Here is a 20,911-nt window from a genome sequence, read left to right on the forward strand (position 1 = left end):
TATCCGCGTTCAGACCGGACCGGCTAAGCAGCGACGCCATCTGCGCCTCTGGGCACAGGGCACGCAGCGCCGCCAGCCAGTCATCGACAAACTGGCTGGAAACCGTGGAAAGGATCGTTGGCGTGACATTGGTCATAACGCCTCAGGAGGTATCACCAATTCCGGTCGATATGAAACGCAGGCTTGCAGATGGCGGCCTTCGCAGATGACAGAATGTCAATGTCTCAACCAGATAACGCTCTGCTTGAACTCATTTCAGTGGGGTCAGGCGACTTCGAACAACGCTGTGGCCCCCATGCCTCCGCCAACACACATGGAGGTCACCACGTATTTTACGCCACGACGCCTCCCCTCAAGCAGAGCGTGCCCGACTTGTCTCGCACCTGTCATGCCGTAGGGGTGGCCAATCGATATCGCACCGCCGTTCACGTTGTAGATTTCGGGATCGATCCCAAGGTGGTCGCGGCAATAGAGAACCTGGCAGGCAAAGGCTTCGTTAAGCTCCCAAAGGCCGATGTCTTCGATGCGAAGACCTGCATTCTTAAGCAGCTTTGGAATGGCATAGATTGGGCCGACCCCCATCTCTTCCGGTGCGTTTCCTGCAACAGCCATGCCGCGATAGATACCTAGCGGTGTGAGGCCCCGCTGCTCAGCCATTTTGCCTTCCATGAGCACACAAGCCGAGGCACCGTCAGAAAGCTGGCTTGCGTTTCCGGCAGTGATCACGCCTCCTTCGACAACCGGGTTCAGCTGGCCAAGTGTTTCGGCCGTCGTACCCGGCCTGTTGCCTTCGTCTTTTGACAAGGTCACTTCTTCCAGGGTTTCCTCTCCGGTTTCGCGATTCTTGACCCGCTTTATCGCAGTGATCGGGACAATCTCGTCATCAAAGGCGCCAGCAGCCTGAGCCCGGGCCGTCCGACCTTGGGAAAGTGCAGCATATTCATCCTGGGCGTCACGACTGATCCCATATGCCTGCGCCACATTTTCCGCCGTCATCAGCATCGGCATATAGGCATGTTCAGATTGGGCGATAACGTTTGGATCTTTCTCATCGCCCGCCCATTTCAGATAGGCATTCTGCAGGGTGGAAATATTTTCCTGCCCGCCTGCCACGGCGACATTCTGACCATCCACAATGACCTGCTTTGCAGCCGTCGCAATGGCCATCAACCCGGAGGAACATTGCCTGTCGATCGTCTGTCCTGCCACCGTATTGGGAAGGCCCGCCGCCAGCGCCGACAAACGAGCGACATTCATGCCTGCTGTCCCCGCCGTAAGGACCGATCCGATGACGACATCTTCGATCGAACCGGGGTCCACGCCTGCACGTTCAACAGCGTGCTGAATAGCGTGCCCCATCATGGTAGGGGATTTAATGTTGTTCAGCGCACCCTTGAAGGCAACCCCAATCGGGGTTCGGGCGGTTGAGACGACAACGGCTTCTCTCATGATTTTTCCTTTTTGGCATCAAAATACGCGGTAAGTGTCACGCCCGAGGTTGCGAGTTCTTCCAACAAAGGCGCAGGCGTGAACCACATCTCGCCATAGGCGCCAAGCGACTGCCGATAGTGGGTCATGCGTTCCAGAATCTGGCTTAATCCAATCTCGTCGGCATAGTGCATCGGGCCGCCGCGCCAGTTTGGAAAGCCATAGCCATTGACCCAGATCAGGTCGCAATCACCCGGGCGCGTTGCAATGCCCTCTTCAAGGATCAAAAAGCCCTCGTTGATCAGGGGATAGAGACATCGCTCAAGGATTTCCTGATCGTCGATGTCCCTGCGTTTCACGCCATGCAGGTCCGACAGCTCGGAACTGATTTGAACCATCTCAGGGTCTTCGACCCGTGTCCGTCCCTCGTAGACATAGCTTCCACGCCCGGTTTTCTGACCCAGTCGGCCCAGTTCAAACAACATGTCCTGCACGGCCTGGTATGTGGGGTCATGTGCGATTTCACTTCGCCGCTCCTGACGCACGCGGGCGCCCACATCGACCCCAGCCAGATCCGCCATCGCGTGAATGCCCATGGCCATGCCGAAGTTCTCAAGGACGTCATCCACTTGTTTCGGCGTCGCCCCCTCAAGAAGCAGACGAGATCCTTCGCGAAAGTATGGCTCCAGCATCCGGTTTCCAACAAAGCCGTAGCACACGCCAACCGTGACTGGGAGCTTCCGGATCTTCTTTGCGACTGTAATTGCCGTTGCGATGACCTCTGGAGCGGTCTTGACGCCGCGCACCACCTCCAGCAAGCGCATGACATTTGCCGGGCTGAAGAAATGGAGGCCAATCACATCCTCCGGGCGGGACGTGACCGCGGCGATTTCATCAAGATCCAATGTCGATGTGTTTGAGGCCAGTATCGCGCCAGGTTTGGCGTGCTGGTCTAGGCTCGCGAAAATTTGGTGTTTGACATTCATGCTTTCAAACGCCGCTTCAATGATCAGGTCGGCCTCTGCAAGGTCGCCGTAGCTGAGCGTCCCGGTGGCGTTGGATACGATGGACTCTGCCCGATCGGCACTGAGCCGCCCTTTTTGGGCCGCGCGCTGGAAATGCTCCCGGACCATTTCCAGCCCCTGTTCAAGCGCACTTTGCGTGGTTTCCAGAAACGTGACCCGATACCCCGCCTGAAGAAAGGCGATGGCAATGCCGCGCCCCATTGTTCCGGCACCAATCACGGCGACCGATGAAATGCTACGTGGTTGGTCAGCACCGGTAACGCCGGGAACCTTGGTGCATTCACGCTCTGCAAAGAACAGATGCCGCCCCGCGCGCGATTGAGGTGTGTCGAGCAGTTCAGCGAAACCCGCCTTCTCTTGTGCCAACCCCTCGGCCAGCGGCATTTCGCACGCGGTCTCGATGGACACCAAACATCGTTCAGGGGCGACAAGGTTTTTGGACGTGTGCGCTATCTGGTCTCGGAAACCCGTCAGATATCCCTTCGGATCAGGGTGTGTGACGGTCATATCCGCGCAACTGCGTTTCGGATCGCCCTCATGGCTGACACTTGTGGCGAAACCCAAAACATGCGCGCGAAAATCCTGGTCGTTCTCAAATAGTGCGTCGACCAGCCCACAAGACAGGGCATATTCGCCTTTCACGGGATCACCCGAGAGGATCATTTGCGTTGCCGCTTCCAGCCCGGCAATCCGGGGTAGTCGCTGGGTGCCTCCGGCACCAGGCAGCAGCCCCAGTTTGATCTCAGGTAGGCCCATCACGGCATCCGGCGTGGCGACACGGTAATCACAGGCAAGCGCGATCTCCAGCGCACCACCCATCGCGGGACCTGCTATCGCGGCGATAATGGGTTTCTTGCTGGTTTCAATCGTTTCACACAGGTCTGGCAAGTCCGGCTTGTCCCAAACTGCCCCGGTACGGAACTCGACGATGTCAGCGCCGCCGCAAAAGAGCGGCAGAGCCGAGCATAGAACGATAGCTTTGACCTGTTCATCGGCGTCCAACTCGTGGATGGCCGAGGAAAGCGCCAGTCGCATCTTGAGACCAAGAGCGTTCACTGGCGGGGCATTCAGCTCAATGAAAGCGACACCCTCGGTATGTTTAATGGAAATCATGTTTGGAAACCTCAATTGGACTGTTTGGCAAGATCTTGTTCGATCTCTGCCCAATCGTCGAAGTGGATTACATTGCAGGGTGAATTCACGTTCTCGAGCCAGACAAAGACGGAGATGAATGGCTGGTCATAGACCCGGGTGGCGTGGGGATCGCCCGCCGCGTTCCAGATAAGTGATCCAGCCGGATAATCCTGCCAGTCACGGGTGCCAAACCGCCAACCAGATTTCTCGGAAAGGTTCAGGTACAGTTCTGGCGCGTCGTGGTTGTGGTCGCGATACAGCGTCCTTGGTCCCAGCATGAAAATGCCAAGGTTGAAATCGAGATGGTGATATCCACATGCATCCGGCCCGATCAGCAGAGTATGCAGGTTGCACCTTGTGTATCCCTCTCCCAAATCGGCACCGGGGGGATAGAATTGGGCGTTGTCTTCGCGCCAGATCAGATCATCCTTGGCCGCTTTCAGACAGCCTGCGATTTCCTGCAATTCCGGGGCTGCAATCCCGGCGACAGCGTTCTTCAGAACCTCATCATGCCGGGTTCCTTGGGGAGGTAAGTCAATGAGCTTCTCATCGGACAGGTCCATGGCTGCCAGCTTGTCCAACGTCAGATCAACGCCGCGCGTGGCAGCTCTGTGAGCCTGCAGATAGGTGACAATGGATTGAATAAGCGCCTGAATACGGCGTTGTTTGTCTGTCATGATTTTAAGTCCGAGCGCGTTGAAATATCTTGCCGCACGAGTTTCTTGTCGAGTTTGCCGACGCTGGTTTTAGGTAGGCGGTCGACAAAGATTAATTCGTCTGGAACTGCCCATTTTGAGATCTCGCCTGCGTCAACCCGCGACTGGATTTCTTCCATGACTCTCAAGCGCACAAGATCCGGGTCGGCATCCTTTGCGGCTTGAGCGACCAACACTGGCCTTTCGCCCCATTTCGCGTGCGGTAGCCCGATTGCTGCGACGTCCTCAACGCCGCTGCAAGACGATGCTATGTTTTCCAGTGCCAGTGAGGATATCCATTCGCCGCCGGTCTTAATCACATCCTTGAGGCGGTCAGTAATCTGCAACGATCCATTCTCGCGGATATACCCAACATCCCCGGTATGCAGATACCCACCGTCCCAAAGCTCATCCGAGGCATGCGCATTATCCAGATAGCTTTGTGTCAACCAGGGAGCCCGAGCAACAACTTCGCCGGTTGTTTCGCCGTCATGTGGGACGTCCTGCATATCCGGTGTCACAACACGAAGGTCGACAAGAGGGCCGGGAAAGCCGGTTTGCGCCTGCATCTCGGGGTCATTGCTGGACAAATCGGCCACCGTCAGAAACGGACAGGTTTCGGACATCCCATAGGCCGCATGCAAGGATATGCCCGCCGCCGCGGCGCGGTCCTGCAGGCCTCGCGGCAAAGCGGCCCCGCCAATGATCACTTTCCATCTGTCCAGGTCAATTTGTGGGCAGCCCGGATGGTCGAGCACCATTGACAGAACCGTGGGCACGCAGTGTGAAAAGGTGACGTTTTCGTCTGCAATCAATCGCAAGATTGTGTCAGGGTCATATCGACCGGGATAGACCTGACGCAGCCCCAGCATCGTTGCGGCATATGGAAATCCCCAGCCGTGGACGTGAAACAAGGGCGTCAGCGGCATGTAGACGTCGCCGCGATGAAATCCGGCATTCCCGGGCCATGCGCCGAAACCTGCGATCAAGCCCAATGTGTGAAGGACCAACTGCCGATGTGAATAGCTCACCCCTTTGGGATTGCCGGTGGTCCCGGTTGTATAAAACAAGGTTGCCGTTTGGTTTTCATCGAAGTCCGGGAAGTCAAAGCTGCCTGGGGCTTTGCCTATCCACTCTTCATATCCTTCTCCGTCTCCAATCGGCACGATGGTGATGTCCCGATCAAAGCCCGATTTGATACCCTCAATGAGCGGCATGAAATCGCGGTGCACGATGATCAGATCCGGTTGCCCATGGTTGATCGTGTAAAGAACCTGAGCAGGAGATAGTCGCACGTTGATCGTGAAAAGGGATGCACCCATCATCGGGATCGCGAAAAAACACTCAAGATAGCGGTGGGTATCCCAATCCATGACACCGACGCGCATACCCTCATGTATCTCGCTCGCCTTTAGAGAATTGGCAAGTTGGCGCACGCGTTTGCCCAAGTCCGCGTAGCTCAGTCGCATTTCGGTGCCGCTGACGATCTCTTGGCTGGCTGACGCGAGCTGGGATCCGGCCAGCAAGTGTTTAATCAGCAACGGATAGCCATATGCATTTGGCGAAGGTGAAAGTGGTGGCATGAAGGTGGAATCCCATAAATTCTCTATCTGCTAATCTGGCATTTCTCACCCAGTTGAAGAATTGAAAGAAATTTCCTTTCATCAAGAAATTCTAACCGATCACATCGCACCGCGAATTGCGTGCTACCCCCTGACAGGTTATGAAAAAGAGTATCAATACCCTGCTATATTCGCGCCCGTCGTCGGATAACTCTGCTTGAGGGTAAGCAGAATTGATTTCATCGAGGAGATGCAGCAATGACCACTCACATGCCCACGCTGGTTTCACTGCGCGCTTTTGAGGCGGTGGCGCGTCACAAGAGTTTCCGAAAGGCCGCTGACGAGATTTGTGTGACGCATGCGGCAGTCAGCCACCAGGTCAAAGCATTAGAAACAACAATCGGCGTTAAATTACTGGAACGCACAAGCCGTTCGGTCGAGCTAACACCGGCTGGCGAGCAATATTACCCGCCAATACGCGAACACATTCAGGGAATCATCAAAGCCACTCGGCGCATCCAGACACCTGAGGAACCGGACGTGTTGCTCGTTCAGTCCTACGCAAGTTTCAATACAATGTGGTTACAGCCCAGATTGGCAGACTTTCTTCAGGATAATCCGGACACACGCGTGCGCATCGTCTCTACCTTTGAAGACGGTGATTATGACATGCACCGGTTCGATGTGGGCGTGTTCAACGCGCCACCATTTGACAAACGGTTTGACTATAGCCCCTTGTTCGAAACGGATATCTACCCGGTATGTGCTCCGGAGGCCTTGAAAACCGCAAGCGGTGGAATGCCGCTGGAAGAGCTAAGAAATTTCCTGTTGCTGAGTGTCCCAAACACATGGAATGAGCCGGATGACTGGGACTGCTGGTTGGATGCGGCGGGCTTAGATCGCGAAACGATGAAATTTGGCTCTGTTTTCGACAATTACCCGCTGGTCCGTGAAGCTGTTCTAAAAAATCACGGTATCAGCGTCGCAAGAGCACCGTTTTGCACGCGTGACCTTGAAAGGGGGCGCCTGGTCAAACCGTTTGATATTTCGGTGCCCGAGCCAGGCAGCTGGTATCTGGCGACGCAAAAAGAACGTGCACCCAACCCAAAGCTCGATACGTTTGTTGACTGGCTGTTCGAACAGATCGAAGCCGACCCAACCATGCGGCTATTTCGGGCCTGATCTGATGAATTCCAGCTTTGTCGTCAGCGCGCGTCAGGACTGACGTGCGCCTGCTTCGGATGCGACGCGAGGGACGAGTGCGCGAACCAGTTCAGTCATATCCAGTGAGCCGACTGTCTTCTCCCCATCCTTGACAACATAGGCGTGTGACGTATCCCCGCCGGACCGCGCGATCATGCTTTCGAGCGTGTCGTTCACGTCCACTTCGCCATGGGCATCTTCTGGCACTTGGCCACCGTCCAGCGGGGTCATGATCGAGCGGACCCGCAGAACCCGTGCTCGGTTGATGTCGCTCACGAAGTCTTCGATGTAAGGATCGTTGGGGTTCAACAGAATATGCTGCGGCTCGCCCTGCTGCACGACAAAGCCGTCTTTAAGGATCACAAGGTGATCGGCCAGCTTCAACGCCTCATCTAGATCGTGAGTGATGAAGATGATGGTCTTGTGCAGCTCTTTTTGCAGCTCGAGCAGCAGGTCCTGCATGTCGGTTCGGATCAGTGGGTCAAGAGCCGAGAAAGCCTCGTCCATCAGCATGATCGGTGTGTTCGCGGTCAGCGCCCGGGCAATGCCCACACGCTGTTGCATCCCACCGGACAATTGCGCTGGATAATGGTTCTCGAACCCGCTCAGACCCACGCGATCCAGCCACTTGGCGGCTTCACGGTCGCAAGTCGCCTCGTCCTCGCCGCGCACCGAGAGCGGCATGCCTGCGTTCTTCAGCACGGTTTTGTGCGGCAAAAGCGCGAACTTCTGGAACACCATCGACATCTTTTCCTGTCGAGCATGGCGCAACCCGTCCTCGGACAATTGCATCACGTCCTCACCCTGCACGATGATCTCGCCCGCAGTGGGTTCGATCAACCGGTTCAGGTGGCGGATCAGAGTAGATTTCCCAGAGCCGGACAGGCCCATGACCACTGTGATTTCCCCCGCCTGCATATCGACGTTGATGTTGTTGAGCCCCAACACGTGCCCGTGCTGCGCCAGCAATTCTTCCTTGCCCATGCCTCCTTTGGCATGCTGCAACACGTCCTTGTCGCGGGCGCCAAAGATTTTATAGAGCCCGGACAGGCGGACCATTGGTTGTGTCATTGAACCGGCTCCTTAATGTTTGACTTGGGTCTTATCGACCCGTGTGAGAGCTGCCTTGGACACGCGGTCAAGGATCACGGCCAGCAGAACAATGCCGATGCCCGCGACGATGCCCACACCCAGTTCAAGGTTTCGGATACCGCGCAACACGTTCACGCCAAGGCCAGGGGCCGAAACAAGAGAGGCGATCACGACCATGGCAAGGCTCATCATGATGGTCTGGTTGATTCCTGCCATGATATTGGGCAGCGCTAAAGGGAGTTGAACCCGCATCAGTTTCTGGCGGTCCTTCATGCCAAAGGCATTGGCCGCCTCGATCACATCCCTGTCGACAAGCCGGATGCCAAGGTCGGTCAAACGGATCACCGGCACAATCGCGTAAAGGATGATCGCAATCCCGTACAGTTTGGATTCCGTGACCGAGAACAAGAAAATCAGAGGGATCAGGTACACGAATGTCGGCAGGGTCTGCAGCAGGTCGAGCAACGGAACGACGCCTTTTTGCAATCGGTCGGATTTCGACATGGCAATTCCAATGGGCACACCGAACAGCACCGAAATCGTCGTACACACAAAGACGATCGACAGGGTTTGCATCGCCACATCGTAGTGGTCTACGAGGGCCAGCATCATAATCGAGGCGGCCACGAAGATCGTCACAGGGCGCGAACGTGACGCGTACCAGGAAATCGCCACCAGAAGCGGTACCATGATGAACCATGGCGTCGCTTCAAACAGCCAAAGTGCGCCATCCAATATCCAGCTCAATGGCTGCGTGATCGGGTCCAGAACGGTTTTCAGGACCGGTTTGGCTGCCAGAAACCCTTCTTCGATCCCGTTGGTTACATCGCGCGACTGCCATATGCGGTTGCAGCTTTCGTGCAGATTATCAAACGAGGGAATTGGAATGAGCGGCTCAGAGGCCTCTTCTCCTACTGCTTGCGCCGCAAGATCCGCCAGCGAAAGAGGCGCTTTGTCATCGGACGTGCCACACCATTCGCTCAAACCCAATGCGCTGAATAACTTGTCATAGAAGGCCATTTATCCCACTTTCCGATCTACTTCAGTGCGTTAGGGGCATCGCTGAGGATGCCCCTGTCCATGCAGTTTACTGCAGCAAGGCGGAAAGTTTTTCGCGCGCAGCATCGTTAAGCCACGCCCCCCAGACATCCTTGTAGGTTGTTAGGAAATGCACCGCGCCTTCATCGTAGGAGGCATTGTTGTCTTCAACCCATGCCAGCGTTTCGCCCATCTGTGCGTTGGTGAAGGATAGATTTGTCATCAGGTCAGACACTGCTGTGTTTTCGGCCATGAATTCTTTCGACAGAACTGTAACGACTTCACTGCGGGGGAAGGCGCTCATTTCTGGCGTCGCGCATTCCGCTGTGATGTTGCAGGCGTGCTTTTCAGGGTCATGGGGGCCCATATCGACCAGGGTCATCGGGTATTTGCCCAGTACCGATGTTGGTGCCCAATAAAAGCCGAACCATGGCTCTTTGTTTTCGTAGGCGGCAGCGATCGAAGCCGCAAGGGTTTCGCCTGATCCATGCACGAAGTTTTCAATGCCTGCATCAATCAGCCCGCCTGCCTTCATCAGGTTGGTGCTGACATTTAGACAGGTCCATCCCTCGGGGCAGTTGTGAAAGCGATTTCCGACGAGTTCGGGGTTGGCTGCGATGCCTTCAATTGTTGCCAGTTCCGGATGCTCTTCCATAAGGTAGTTCGGAACAAAGAACCCTTCGACACCGCCATCTGACAAAACTTCGGTCACAGGAATGATCGCACCTGAATCAACCAGCCCTTGGTAAGCCGGCGCGCCGTTTGTCCAGATTTCAGTCAGAATATCGGGCTCTCCGGTCTCGGATACGGATGCCAGCGCAGGGTTGCTCGAGAGCGGAACCGTGGTCACTTCGCAACCATAGCCTTGCTCCATCAGAAACTTCGAGACCGCGGTCACAATTTGCGCTGACCCCCAATCGGCCTGCATCAGTGATACTTCGCCGCATTCGTTTGCCTGGGCCGCCGAAGCGGTGATTGCCGCAGCAAATACGCACCCGAGACCCGCTGAAATCTTGAACATTTCTTTCCTCCTTGTCATCGGCGAAACAGGGGCAGAGAAACGATCCAAGCCAAAATTCGCCTTGTTTGTAGTGATGATTTGTACCGACAGGCCTAATAGCAAAAAACTGAAAAGAATTTTGGATCATGTACAATTGTTTACAGGTGGAGAGTTGAAGCCAGGCTCGAATTTAGTGACCTCCGTTCCAACGAAAGCTTCTTAGATGTAAATTCATAGGTGGCTTATGCGTGTGTATTATTGCCTCTTCTCAGGAGTCGGCGGGAGGAGTGATCAAACCCGGGGACGTCCGTTCTGTGCTCATCACGCCCATTCGAACTAGCTGCAGCATCGGTAGATTGGGCTCGATGCGGCCTTTCTCTGCGGCAAGCATGATTGGCTGGTGGCAGCCCAAACCGGACCTTCGCAACCAAGCTTTGCTAACTCCGAAATACACAACGAAACGGCCAGTTGCAGAGGTTGTATCGGCGGTGGCAACCAACCATTCGTGTCGTCGACTAACCTGTTCAACGTCGCACTACAACTTCTCCGAACTGATCCCACGAGGACCTAATCTTCGAAGCGTTCATTTGGCTCGACCACATTTACTTGCTTCGGAACTTGGTCGGTGTCATTCCGGTCTGACTTCGGAAAAAGCGAGTGAAATGGGACTTGTCAGAATAGCCGAGCATCAGACCAATCTCCGCAATTGTCATCTGGTCATCTTTGAGGTGCTCCTTGGCGACATCGATACGCAGCCGTTTGATTTCGCGCGGTAACGTTGTGCCTTGTTGTTGAAGCGCTTTCAGGAACCGTTCCGGCTGTATTCCCAGCAACTCGGCCACCATCTCCGGCCCCAAATCGGTTTCATCCAGTTTGCCGCGCAAGACAGAGCGCAAAGCAGCCACCACAGTTACTTCTTCATCTTGTCGCGGTGAGACCATCGGCTTGGCAGAGCCGTCAGAGACATGGTGCAAAAACAACCATTCCACAGGAAAACTAATTTGCATTCCGGGATCGGTTCCAAGGCCAACCTCGATCCCTTTGTAGTTGACAGGCAAACCATTGATGTATCTGCTTTCCCATCGCACACGCGAAGAGTCCCAGGAATCGCCGACGACGGTCTGCAACAGGCGTACATAGATTGCAGCACCAAAACCGGTTACCTGAATGGGCGGGACTGTTGGTTCCTGTTGCCTATCGATACGATAAGTCGCTTTGTCCGCTTCAATGATAAGGCTGTGCCGCACAGAATTGGACTCCTGCGGTACAAGCCCAACAAAGCGGGTAAAAAACTCGAACAGCGTTTTTGTAGTTTGCAGGGCTTGAGCGAATGGAGGCCACTCTTGCAGGTCAAACGTCTCCCCTACATTCAGTCCAAGGTATCGATCTCCTGACACTTCTGAGAAAGCATTTACCAAGCCGTAAACCAACTCTGAGTGAACGAACACGGATGGGTTAGTCAACAGTTCGGCTTTCAAGCCGACCTGATCCAATGCTGGTTGCGGATTGATCTTACGTTCGGTGAGATATTGCAGAAACGGAGCAGCTAAAGAGAGGCGAATAAAGCCCTCGCTATGCTCTCGGGAGGTGGAGTTGAAAGGCAAGCTCATAACCCTTGTCTGGATTAGCTTTAAGAAGTGGCCATTTTTGCAGTCACATTCGCACATCCTAATTCAAAAGGGGCAACCGAGCCAATGAATTCCAGACTATAGTTGGCAAAACATGAATATGAAGGGAGTACTTATGTCCGGCTTACGAATGTCTCTTTGCTCGACGGCAATTGTCGCGGCAGTTCTTTCTTTTTCGACGACCGCGCAGGCTCAGGATCAAGAAGAACCCCAAACGCTGTTTACCAACGTGCATGTCTTCGACGGTGTGAATGAGCAACGCATTGAGAATGCCAGTGTTCTGGTCGAGGGCAATCTGATCAAGTCCGTCTCAACCGATGCCATTGATGCGCCGAGTGCGAAGGTTATCGACGGTGGCGGACGCACTCTGACACCGGGCTTTATCGAGAATCACGCGCACCTGATGCTCATGGGGCCATCGATTGCCGAGATGGAAACCAACTCGACCTGGGAGGATTTCGCCATCCACGGGACACGGATGGCCGAAATGTACCTGATGCAGGGCTTCACGACCGTTCGCGATGCCGGGGGCGCTGGTGGCGGGCTGCGGCGTGCCATAGACGCAGGCCAGATCGTCGGCCCCCGCTTTTATCCTTCCGGCGCATTTCTCGGGACGCGCGGCGGCCATGCCGACTTCGCATCTTTCACATCTCCGCCGGGCGGGGTGACCAACTTTGGCACTCTGAATATGGCCCAACAGGTCAACGGTGTTGACGAAATTTACATGTATGGCCGTAACAACTTGCGCATGGGTGCCACGCAACTGAAGTTCATGCAATCAGGTGGGGTGATTTCGGCATTCGATCCATGGCAGTTGCTCGCCGGTTCGAAGGAAGAGATCGAGGCTGCTGTTCAGGTTGCCAACGAGTACGGCACCTATGTCATGGCACATTCCTACCGCAAAGAAGCGATCATCAATGCCCTGAATGCAGGGGTTAGAACCATTGAACACGGATTTCACTTTGACTGCGAAATTTCTGCTTTGATGAAAGAAAAAGGAGCGTACATCACGACGAACATCACGGCATTTGATCCGGGCCTTCTTGACGTTCCGTCCGTGAAAAACAACCCTAACAGTTTGAGGAAAGCCAAATCGGCCTCGGCGACCTTCGAAGCCTATATTCCCAGCATGAAGGAATGCCCGGCGCCGCGCGGGTTCCAAACCGATTGCGTGGGCTCAGTCGAGGCGTGCAACATTCAGATCGCCTACGAGAAGCATCTGAACAACCATTTCTTCGGCCCCTATGCGTCGATGGTAACCTTGACTTCGGTAGGCGGCGAGATCGCGGCACTTAGCGGTGATTTCATGAACCCCTATCCAGAAGGCAAACTGGGTGTGATCGAAGAAGGCGCCTATGCCGACATCCTACTGATAGACGGCAACCCCCTCGAAGACTTCTCGGTCGTTGGAACAGGTGATCAGTGGTTTGGTGCGGACCCGAGGCCGGACAGCCCGGAAACAATCCGCCTGATCATGAAGGACGGTGTGATCTACAAAAACACACTGGATTGACCAGATAAAGCAGCCGGAGAGCATTCATGCGAAATTGGTTTTGCTCCGCAGTATTCGCAGGGTTGGTTTTGTGCGGTTATGATGCTGCGGCGACGCCTGGAACCGCGTTGGACTGGGCAGACCTGCCAGATCCGTCTGCGCAGGTCTTTGAAGACCCCTATCGCGAACTTAGCGCCGAACAATTCGACGATGTCCTTTACGTCGTACGGCTGCGCGGCAGGTTACAGCAGGATAGTGGCAGCGAAGAAGAGAGGCAGAAATGGCAAGAGCTTCTGACCGAGACTGAGGATGCCTTGGCGGCTGATGGGATTGATGTCGACTGGCTACTCGATCAGCGAGAGGTCGTGACTGAGCGGCGAAGAAAGGCTGGAACGAGCGGAAACGCGCAATTCGACGGCCGAACAATCACACTCGCGGGCTTTGCCATTCCTGCTCCGAGCGATCCGGACGGCCGGCCTGTGGCGTATTTGGTGCCAGAAAGAGGGATGTGCAGCCACATGCCTCCACCTCCGCCTAACCAGATGATCCGTGTGCGGTTGAACGGGGACTGGGCGCCTAGCTATTTCCACGAACCCGTTCGGCTGACAGGCACGCTGACCATCGATCCTTCTGTTCAGAATATGATGGTTGTTGACGGCCTCATGCCTATGAATGCGACTTTCCAGCTAGAGACGGAACGTGTCGAAACTCTGGAAACCGAGGCAGACAGGTTGGAATGGCAGCAGCGTGCTGCTGATCGCATCCGCGCGGCGGGAAATCGCAAGACCGGTGGGGCACAGGCGTCAAAATGATAAGACTTCTGGTTGCCGCATTGAGCATTGCTTTTGCTGGCGCAGCGTCGGCTCAGGGACTATCCGGGCCATCTTCAGTCGAAGCTGATCTTGCGCCCGGAGACGGGCTCACCGATCCGCAATATCGTTCCGATTTTCCACGCAACATCGCACCGGGTTGGTTTCAGTGGAAAGACCGACTGGCTGAGGGTGGTTTTCGGTTCAACATTGACTACCTGGCATTGGGCCAAACCACGGATGCTGATCTGGGAACCGGCGAAGCAGCCAGCGGAATTGCGCGGTTCTACGGCAGTTGGCAGGCAACTGAACAGGGTTCTCTGACATTCAAGATCGAAGACCGGCACAGTTACACGGATGTTGCCCCGCAATTTCTCGGTCTGGATGGCGGAGCGCTTTCTATCACGGGGACAGCCTTCAACGATAATGGTTTGCTGCTGACCAACCTGTTCTGGACCCAAAGGGCCGAGGACGGCTCGTGGACGCTGCAAGTCGGGCAGATCGATGTAACGGACTTTGTGGATATCTACGGGTTGGTGAGCCCCTACAGTGGTTTTCAGAACCTGTCTTTCAACACCAATCCGACAATCAACGCGCCCAATCAAGGCCTTGGAATTGCTGGCGGGATAAAGCTGAGCGAAAACTTCTACGCTATTACGAGCATCTCAGACGCAAACGCCGACCCGTCCGATCCAAATTTTGATGTGTTTAGCGATGGCAATCTCTTCAAATCACTCGAGCTTGGGTACACGTCCGGCTTTGATCGCATCTATTTTGACAATGTCCATGTGACTCTCTGGCATGCGGATGCGGCTGACGATGGTAGCCGTCCAGAAGATTACGGCGCTGCGTTTTCTGCCGCATGGTTTGTTGACAATAAGTGGATGCCGTTCTTTCGGGCTGGGGCCTCGAAGGGGACCGCAGCGCTTTATGAACGGTCGATTTCTGCCGGTCTCGGTTACTATGGTCGCAACACCGATTTGGCCGGTCTGGGCCTAAACTGGGCCGAAGCAAGAGGCATAGATGGCGATCAGTTCACGCTTGAAGCTTTCTACCGTTTTTCAATCTCACCCGGATTGCAGATCACGCCATCGGTACAATTCATTTCCGACCCGCTTCTAAATCCCGATCAGGACCGGATTACCCTGTTCGGTCTAAGAACCCGGATAGTTTTCTAATGCGGGGTGAAGGCAGTCACTAAGGGGTGTGCCAAAGGGCAACTAAGAGAGATCAAGCGCGTGCCGGAATTTTCAACGCCGGTCGAATGAAGTTGGGAAGCAAAGGAACAATCTATGAAGATCGCCTACGGAATTCTCGCAGCCTTAGCAGTTGTGTTTTTCATCCTTGGAGGCGGCGATGCCCATGCCAAAGACAACAAGGGTAAAAAGCCGAACAAGGGGGGCAAGAACGGTGATGTCAGCATTCAGATCGAAGACAAACCCGGCAAAGGCCCAAAGGCTGTGCCGCCTGGCCAGATCAAGCGCTACACGCGCGGTGCCAAGCTCCCATCTGATCTGGAGTTCGAAGAAATTGGGGACCTTTCCAAATGGAAGCTGGGGGAGCCCGGCAAAGGAAACCGCTACATTCAGGTCGATGGCGAAGTCCTCGAAGTTACGAATGATCTGTCTACCGTTGTCGATGCCGTCGGCATCGTCGGTGATCTTCTCAACTAGACGAAAGTACGATGTTTCAGGGCAAGAACTACCTCGTTTGTCCTGACGCTGGCCGGGGCGATCATTTGTGAACCCCGGCCCAAGTTCAAAACCCGGATCCGAGGCGCTACGATGATAAAGGCCCTTCTTGTTCTTTTTGCGCTTGCTACCTTTTCGTCAGCACGCGCCCTACTCGCTCAGGAAAACGGTGCAACTGAAGTCCCGCAAACAATACGCTTTGAGGGCTATGTATAGCCCAGTCGCGAAGCAGAACTGTCGCCTTTGGTGGACAATGTGGTCAACCGGACTTTGCAAAGTCTGCTTTCTGCGCATATGCAAAGTCTACTTTTGCACCGTTGCTGCCATTGGTGATGATCAGTGCCGCCACCGCAGCGAAGGTCTGCTTGGTGGCCTTCCTGCCAAGTAGCCTGTGGCACGGCGATCGAGGGTCATCGGTCTGGATGCACGTTCTTAACGGGATTGGGCGGCAGTTTTATTGGGATTCAGGCGTCAATTCACTGAGAATACGCAGTTGAGCGCTAGGCTAGAACAACTTGGCCTATTTTGATCATTTTCGCATCGACCCCAAGTTCTGGTATCAAGTAGCCGTTTTTGGTCCTGAACACATTCCGCAAATACTGATTTCCGTCAGTGTCCATAAACAGACACCGTAAGTTGTAGCAATCGCCCCAAACCCCTGCAATTGCAACTAGTGGAATGCCTTTCGGTAGCGAGTCGACTCTTTCAAATTCTCTGTAGTCAATCCCGCAGGCGCAGGATTGGCGGAAGCTCATGGTGAAGCGTTCGTGATGAGTGGGCATCGTCATTCCTTCAGATCAAAGATGGAAGCCGTAGTCTTGGTCTCGTTCAAGCAGCCCATGATTCAGCTCTCTTGCAGCAGAGTTTCGGCGGCTCTCGCTAGCTTCAAACTCGTCTGCAAGTTCTCTTCCAGCGTGGTGTAGTTCTGTTCTTCGGTCAGCAAGTCGGCCAATGTAGCTACGGACTTGAGATGTGATTTCATCAGCAGCTCGATGCACTGCGTTAAGCCATTTAGCCTGGCCTCGATCCCGGTCGTCGAGCGTTCTTCCAAATTGCGCAATTCCGAGGCGGAGGTCTCGCAAGCCGTCACCAACTGCTCGACGCACGCGAGCAAATCTCGCTCCAAGGCTGTCAGGGATTGGTCCATCTAGTTTGGCTCCACTCTGATGCAAGAAACCAATCGGCTCGCCACCGAACAGGTGCGCATGCTTGATGTTTCTGGCGGCAGGATCAAATAAGTCGCTCCCTCGTGAAGTACCGCCTGGATGCCCAACCTCTCTAGCTGCGTCGAGGCGGCTATCGTTGAGAGTTTCCAGCTCCACAGAAAAGTCAGTCCTAAGGTTGCTGCGATCAACACCATACAGGCCGTTATCACCGCCCAAGGTGAGATCTGAATCAGGAATTTGATCTTGTCGATGTGACTCTGCCAGGTCGTCCCGCTCCAATCCAAAAACGTGCGGGTATCGGCTTCGATTGTATTCCGCGCGAGTGTTACACATGCTTGAATATCGCTCCTGAAGCTCTGCAATTGAGAATCCATCAAGGCGGCGTGCTCTTTTCGGATCTTGTCCAAGTCCGCGTTCAATTTCTCGCTCAGCCGGGTCGGCTTGCCAGTCGTCATGGAAAATCTCTCCTTTCAATCGCCAGCGTTCGCCTGTGTCGGGGTCTTTGGCCGTGATGTAATTTTTGCTTACGCGGGGGATATCGAAACCTGCGTCGGTCAGGGCATCGACCATGCTTGCGCGGTCGGTGATGGTGCCGATGCTGATCTGGTCTAAGATCCATTCGTGGAGTTCTTCGCGGCCCTGTGCCCTAGTTGGGGCCTCAACGGTGGCTTGAACCTCCTGTGTGCGTTCCAGATCCATCGGATCGGCCCAGTCGTGCGTCTTGTTCATTAAGTCGCGCAGACTGTCATAGGCTGTCCGATAGCCAGGTGGCGCGATGTTGAGGCTTTTACCGGTTGTCAGCTCCAAACGCGGTGTACAGAAATGCAGCTCAACTCGGTCTTCGTGGCTGTGCCGGACCCAGAGCAAGTCGAATTGCTCACTGTCCATACCAGCGAATGCCAGTGCCTCGAAGGCGTTCATGACTTCGACCTGCTGGGCTTCGGTGGGTGCGTCCTCGCTGGCAAAGCTGATGACGCCCGCGCGGTAGGTCCACTGATTGCGACTGGCGTCGATCAGGGCCTCGGTGCGGGTGGAATCGCCGCGCAGCACTTCAGGCAAAGGATCGCGTATGACCGTCATGGGCTGGCCATCAGCATCGCGGATTAGATCGCGATTGGAGTCATAGGCCAAGACCTCACGCGTGACGAGATAGCCAACTGGACCAGCACCCGCGCCTTTGCCATTGGGAAAGAACTTGATCAGCATTGTCGTGCCTCATCAAGGATCTTGGTAAGCTGGCGTTCAATCACAACCAGTTGTCGGGCGACGGCCAGCGTATCCATGTCAACCCGACCAATCAAAAGCGCCCGATTCACAACCCGCGCAACCTGGTTGAGGTTACCGCCAATGCGCCCTAGTGCCAGGACCAGAGCGGGGTCGACGCGAGGCGCAGGCTTGCGACGACGTGCTTCCGTCAGACCCAAGGCTTCGCGCAAGAGGGTCGCGGCAGATACTCCGGCAGCTTCGGCTTTGGCGCGAAGCTCAGCCTTCTCAGCAACGCTACATCGAAAGACGAAGGTCTCGGTGAGCGGCGCTTTGGCGGGCGGCGTGCCTCCGCCGGTGGGGTTCGAAGGGGAGGCTTGCCACCCCTCGCAAGGTCCCGTGTCAGCAGCGCCAGCGTATGACATGGGTCGCCTTGCTCTTTGCTCAGACCGCATGGCACAGTTCCTGCTTCGATGGTGCAAACAGGGTCCAGCCTTCGGTGATGAGCCAGCTGCGCAACACGGGCCACTCGTTCTTGTTCGTTGGAGGGAACCTGCCGGGGAGCCAGTAGCCGCGCTCGTTGTTTTCGATGGCTTCAGGAAGTACCCGGTCGATCCAAGCACCAAACATTCGTTCGGTGAACTGCTCCCATTGGCGGCAGCCGAAAGATTGGCGCGAGACGAATTCGGGTTGCGCACTGCCCACGCGCGCCGAGTCGGATGGCCCACCATTCGGCAGATCCGGCTCAAGCGCGAGGTTTTGTTCTATGGATTGTTCTTTCTTTATATAGGAAAGATCACCCATGCGCCCTTTGTCTCTCACGGGCGAACCCTTTCGCCCTTCTGAAAGGCTCATCGGTGCATCCTTTTTCCTCCGGCGAAACGGGATGATTTTTGTTGGGGAGCGAAGGTCGTATTCTGTGTGATTGCCTGCGCCACGCCCTTCAGTTCGAAACAGCCAACCGAACTCGACAAGCTGTTTGAGGCAGCGTTTGATGGTTGCTAGCGACATTCCGACCAGGAACTCATCAAGCGTTTTTAGTGAGGGATTGAGTTGGCCGGTCCTGTCGTTGGCGAACTGTACCGAAAGCGCTGAGGCAACTACCTTAGTTGACGAGTTGAGGTCAGCGCATTGCAGAACGGCCTTGAGCCATTCAAAGCGATTGAGCCTAGACATATGCGCCTCCCGCGATTGCGGACCGGCTGCGAATTTGGTATTCCGTTCGTGCAGATAAATTTGCATTACCGTTGAGGTGGGTGGCCGCCCCCTCAGCGGTTTTTCTTTCACTTTTCTTCGGAAACCAGACCCTGAAAACAGAATAATCCGGACAAAATCCGGGTATGCTGCGGCGGCGGCGCAGTTCATTCGTATTTAACTGATTGATTTTATTGGTCGGAGTGAGAGGATTCGAACCTCCGACCCCTGCCTCCCGAAGGAACGGGCCTGACTTTAACCCATTGTAATTATTGTAATGTACTATCATTTCACTGTTCCTTTGTTCACGTTTGTACCGATCTATATCCGGAAACGATCTGGATATCAGATTGCATCCGCCGCTCCTCTCTGGTGATCAGGGTGATGATGCCCATAGTTCTTCTCAAGCGTTTCGTGGGTCATACCCAGGAAGCCGCAGGCGTCCCACTTGGGCGCCCCCTTTTGCATTAGCCAGGTCGCACAGGTGTGCCGCAGAGTGTGTGGAACGACTTTTCGGTCCCCCTCGGTCTCCAAGCCTGCCGCCACAACGGCAGTCCTAAATGCGCGTTTGACGTTCTGCAGTGACTTGCCGCGATGGGTGACTACGAATTCGTCTACCGGAAACCGCCTTCGTCGGCATAGCAGGTGCTTCTTCAGACGCGCAGGCAGCCTAGAACTCGGGCGTTCCTTTTTCGTGCGGCGCCGTCCAACGGGGTTCCAGTAGATGATGTTGCTATGAAAATCGATATCAGACCAGCGCAAGGATAGGATCGCCTCCTTTCGCTGGCCGGTCAGCAATCCGATCCTAAGAAACAGAGTCAGGTGCTCAGTCTTTGACTCGGTCGGCACGCCATCCTCCAGAGGCGTATCGAAGCTCCGCGATACCCGGATTAGCCTTAGCGCTTCATCACATGTCAGGAATCGGATACGACCCTCGGGTTTCGGAGGTAGTCGGACCGTTATTTTGCGCGTGATTAGCTGATCTTCCTCGGCACGCCGGATAGCAGTGGAGAGCAAACTGAGCTCCCTTCGCAAGGTGCCGTCCTTCAGCCCCTTGTCTCGACGGCTCTTCCGGCGTTTCTGGCAGTATTCTTTAATGAGCACATCGTTGATATCGCCCACGGCATAGCCATCAAAAAACCTGATGATTGGCTTTGCTGCATTGGCCAAACGCTCCGGGTCAGTAACGTCGTCAAATCGCTTCGCCAGATAGTGCGAAACTGCGTCAGTCACATAGAATTCGTGTGGCTCGACCGCGCGATCCGGCCTGAAGCGCCTTAGCTTCCATTCTGCGAAGTAGAGTTCAGCCTGGTCGCGATCCCCAGTGCCAGTCGAGTGCTCACGGCTGCGTCCCCCTTCGGTCCAGTAGATGTACCAATTGCCATCGGCGAGGCGTTTTCGGTCGCGTGCAAGGCGGGGCGGGGTCGGTTTGCGGGGCATGCTTTCACCGTAAATTGATCGAGGTATCGTTCCCACGCACCATTGGGAATCTTGGGGTTTCGTCGGCCTGGGGCTGTATAAATATGATCCAGCATGTCTTCGCGGATTAGA

The 20,911-nt window shown here is 55.1% G+C and carries 17 protein-coding genes; 5 read left to right on the plus strand and 12 right to left on the minus strand.

The genetic code is table 11. The annotated features are described in order from the left end of the window. Positions 1-264 precede the first annotated feature (264 nt). The 4 genes from I9182_RS19790 to I9182_RS19805 are packed head-to-tail and all read right to left on the minus strand — an operon-like array spanning position 265 to position 5,865. Positions 265-1,449, minus strand: a complete 1,185-nt coding sequence (locus I9182_RS19790) for an acetyl-CoA C-acyltransferase (RefSeq protein WP_170367320.1) — start codon at positions 1,447-1,449, stop codon at positions 265-267. Next, positions 1,446-3,566 carry a 3-hydroxyacyl-CoA dehydrogenase NAD-binding domain-containing protein gene (locus I9182_RS19795; RefSeq protein ID WP_170367466.1) on the minus strand — a complete coding sequence of 707 codons (2,121 nt, stop codon included), beginning with the start codon at positions 3,564-3,566 and terminating at the stop codon, positions 1,446-1,448. The genes I9182_RS19790 and I9182_RS19795 overlap by 4 nt, the downstream gene beginning before the upstream one ends. An 11-nt stretch (positions 3,567-3,577) precedes the next feature. Continuing rightward, positions 3,578-4,264 (minus strand): dimethylsulfonioproprionate lyase family protein, encoded by a 687-nt coding sequence (locus I9182_RS19800; protein ID WP_058277181.1) that lies wholly within the window; start codon positions 4,262-4,264, stop codon positions 3,578-3,580. Beyond that, complete coding sequence (locus I9182_RS19805; protein ID WP_170367319.1) at positions 4,261-5,865, minus strand: fatty acid--CoA ligase; 1,605 nt, start codon at positions 5,863-5,865, stop codon at positions 4,261-4,263. The genes I9182_RS19800 and I9182_RS19805 overlap by 4 nt, the downstream gene beginning before the upstream one ends. Positions 5,866-6,102: 237 nt before the next feature. Here I9182_RS19805 and I9182_RS19810 point away from each other — a divergent pair, with 237 nt between their 5' ends. Continuing rightward, positions 6,103-7,026, plus strand: coding sequence for a LysR substrate-binding domain-containing protein (locus I9182_RS19810; RefSeq protein ID WP_170367318.1), 924 nt, complete (start codon positions 6,103-6,105; stop codon positions 7,024-7,026). A 33-nt stretch (positions 7,027-7,059) separates the two neighbouring features. Here I9182_RS19810 and I9182_RS19815 read toward each other — a convergent pair whose 3' ends face one another. The 4 genes from I9182_RS19815 to I9182_RS19830 form a co-directional block, all read right to left on the minus strand. Further along, positions 7,060-8,118: a betaine/proline/choline family ABC transporter ATP-binding protein gene (locus tag I9182_RS19815; RefSeq protein WP_058274115.1), complete on the minus strand. Its 1,059-nt coding sequence runs from the start codon at positions 8,116-8,118 to the stop codon at positions 7,060-7,062. Between the two features lie 12 nt (positions 8,119-8,130). Further along, positions 8,131-9,159: an ABC transporter permease subunit gene (locus tag I9182_RS19820; protein ID WP_170367317.1), complete on the minus strand. Its 1,029-nt coding sequence runs from the start codon at positions 9,157-9,159 to the stop codon at positions 8,131-8,133. 67 nt (positions 9,160-9,226) lie between these two features. Further along, entirely contained in the window at positions 9,227-10,198 is a 972-nt protein-coding gene (locus I9182_RS19825) for an ABC transporter substrate-binding protein (RefSeq protein WP_170367316.1), read from the minus strand. A 581-nt stretch (positions 10,199-10,779) separates the two neighbouring features. After that, positions 10,780-11,787, minus strand: a complete 1,008-nt coding sequence (locus I9182_RS19830; protein ID WP_170367315.1) for an AraC family transcriptional regulator — start codon at positions 11,785-11,787, stop codon at positions 10,780-10,782. Positions 11,788-11,905: 118 nt separating this feature from the next. Here I9182_RS19830 and I9182_RS19835 point away from each other — a divergent pair, with 118 nt between their 5' ends. From I9182_RS19835 to I9182_RS19850, 4 genes are all read left to right on the plus strand, one after another. Continuing rightward, positions 11,906-13,318 (plus strand): amidohydrolase family protein, encoded by a 1,413-nt coding sequence (locus tag I9182_RS19835; RefSeq protein WP_245222760.1) that lies wholly within the window; start codon positions 11,906-11,908, stop codon positions 13,316-13,318. Between the two features lie 26 nt (positions 13,319-13,344). Beyond that, positions 13,345-14,109: a DUF3299 domain-containing protein gene (locus tag I9182_RS19840; protein WP_170367313.1), complete on the plus strand. Its 765-nt coding sequence runs from the start codon at positions 13,345-13,347 to the stop codon at positions 14,107-14,109. Beyond that, a complete protein-coding gene (locus I9182_RS19845) occupies positions 14,106-15,284 on the plus strand; it encodes a carbohydrate porin (RefSeq protein ID WP_170367312.1) in 1,179 nt (392 codons plus the stop codon). Before I9182_RS19840 ends, I9182_RS19845 begins: the two co-directional genes overlap by 4 nt. A gap of 114 nt (positions 15,285-15,398) precedes the next feature. Next, positions 15,399-15,779: a hypothetical protein gene (locus I9182_RS19850; RefSeq protein ID WP_170367311.1), complete on the plus strand. Its 381-nt coding sequence runs from the start codon at positions 15,399-15,401 to the stop codon at positions 15,777-15,779. A gap of 815 nt (positions 15,780-16,594) precedes the next feature. Here I9182_RS19850 and I9182_RS19855 read toward each other — a convergent pair. From I9182_RS19855 to I9182_RS19870, 4 genes are all read right to left on the minus strand, one after another. After that, positions 16,595-18,169, minus strand: coding sequence for a relaxase/mobilization nuclease domain-containing protein (locus I9182_RS19855; RefSeq protein ID WP_170367310.1), 1,575 nt, complete (start codon positions 18,167-18,169; stop codon positions 16,595-16,597). Beyond that, positions 18,163-18,591, minus strand: a complete 429-nt coding sequence (locus tag I9182_RS19860; RefSeq protein ID WP_082643591.1) for a plasmid mobilization relaxosome protein MobC — start codon at positions 18,589-18,591, stop codon at positions 18,163-18,165. Before I9182_RS19860 ends, I9182_RS19855 begins: the two co-directional genes overlap by 7 nt. A 19-nt stretch (positions 18,592-18,610) precedes the next feature. Further along, positions 18,611-19,531 (minus strand): hypothetical protein, encoded by a 921-nt coding sequence (locus I9182_RS19865; protein ID WP_170367309.1) that lies wholly within the window; start codon positions 19,529-19,531, stop codon positions 18,611-18,613. A gap of 174 nt (positions 19,532-19,705) precedes the next feature. Then, a complete protein-coding gene (locus tag I9182_RS19870) occupies positions 19,706-20,800 on the minus strand; it encodes a site-specific integrase (protein WP_058281578.1) in 1,095 nt (364 codons plus the stop codon). Positions 20,801-20,911: the final 111 nt, after the last annotated feature.

It is taken from the genome of Ruegeria sp. HKCCSP351 (assembly GCF_017872535.1).
Classification (GTDB): domain Bacteria; phylum Pseudomonadota; class Alphaproteobacteria; order Rhodobacterales; family Rhodobacteraceae; genus Ruegeria.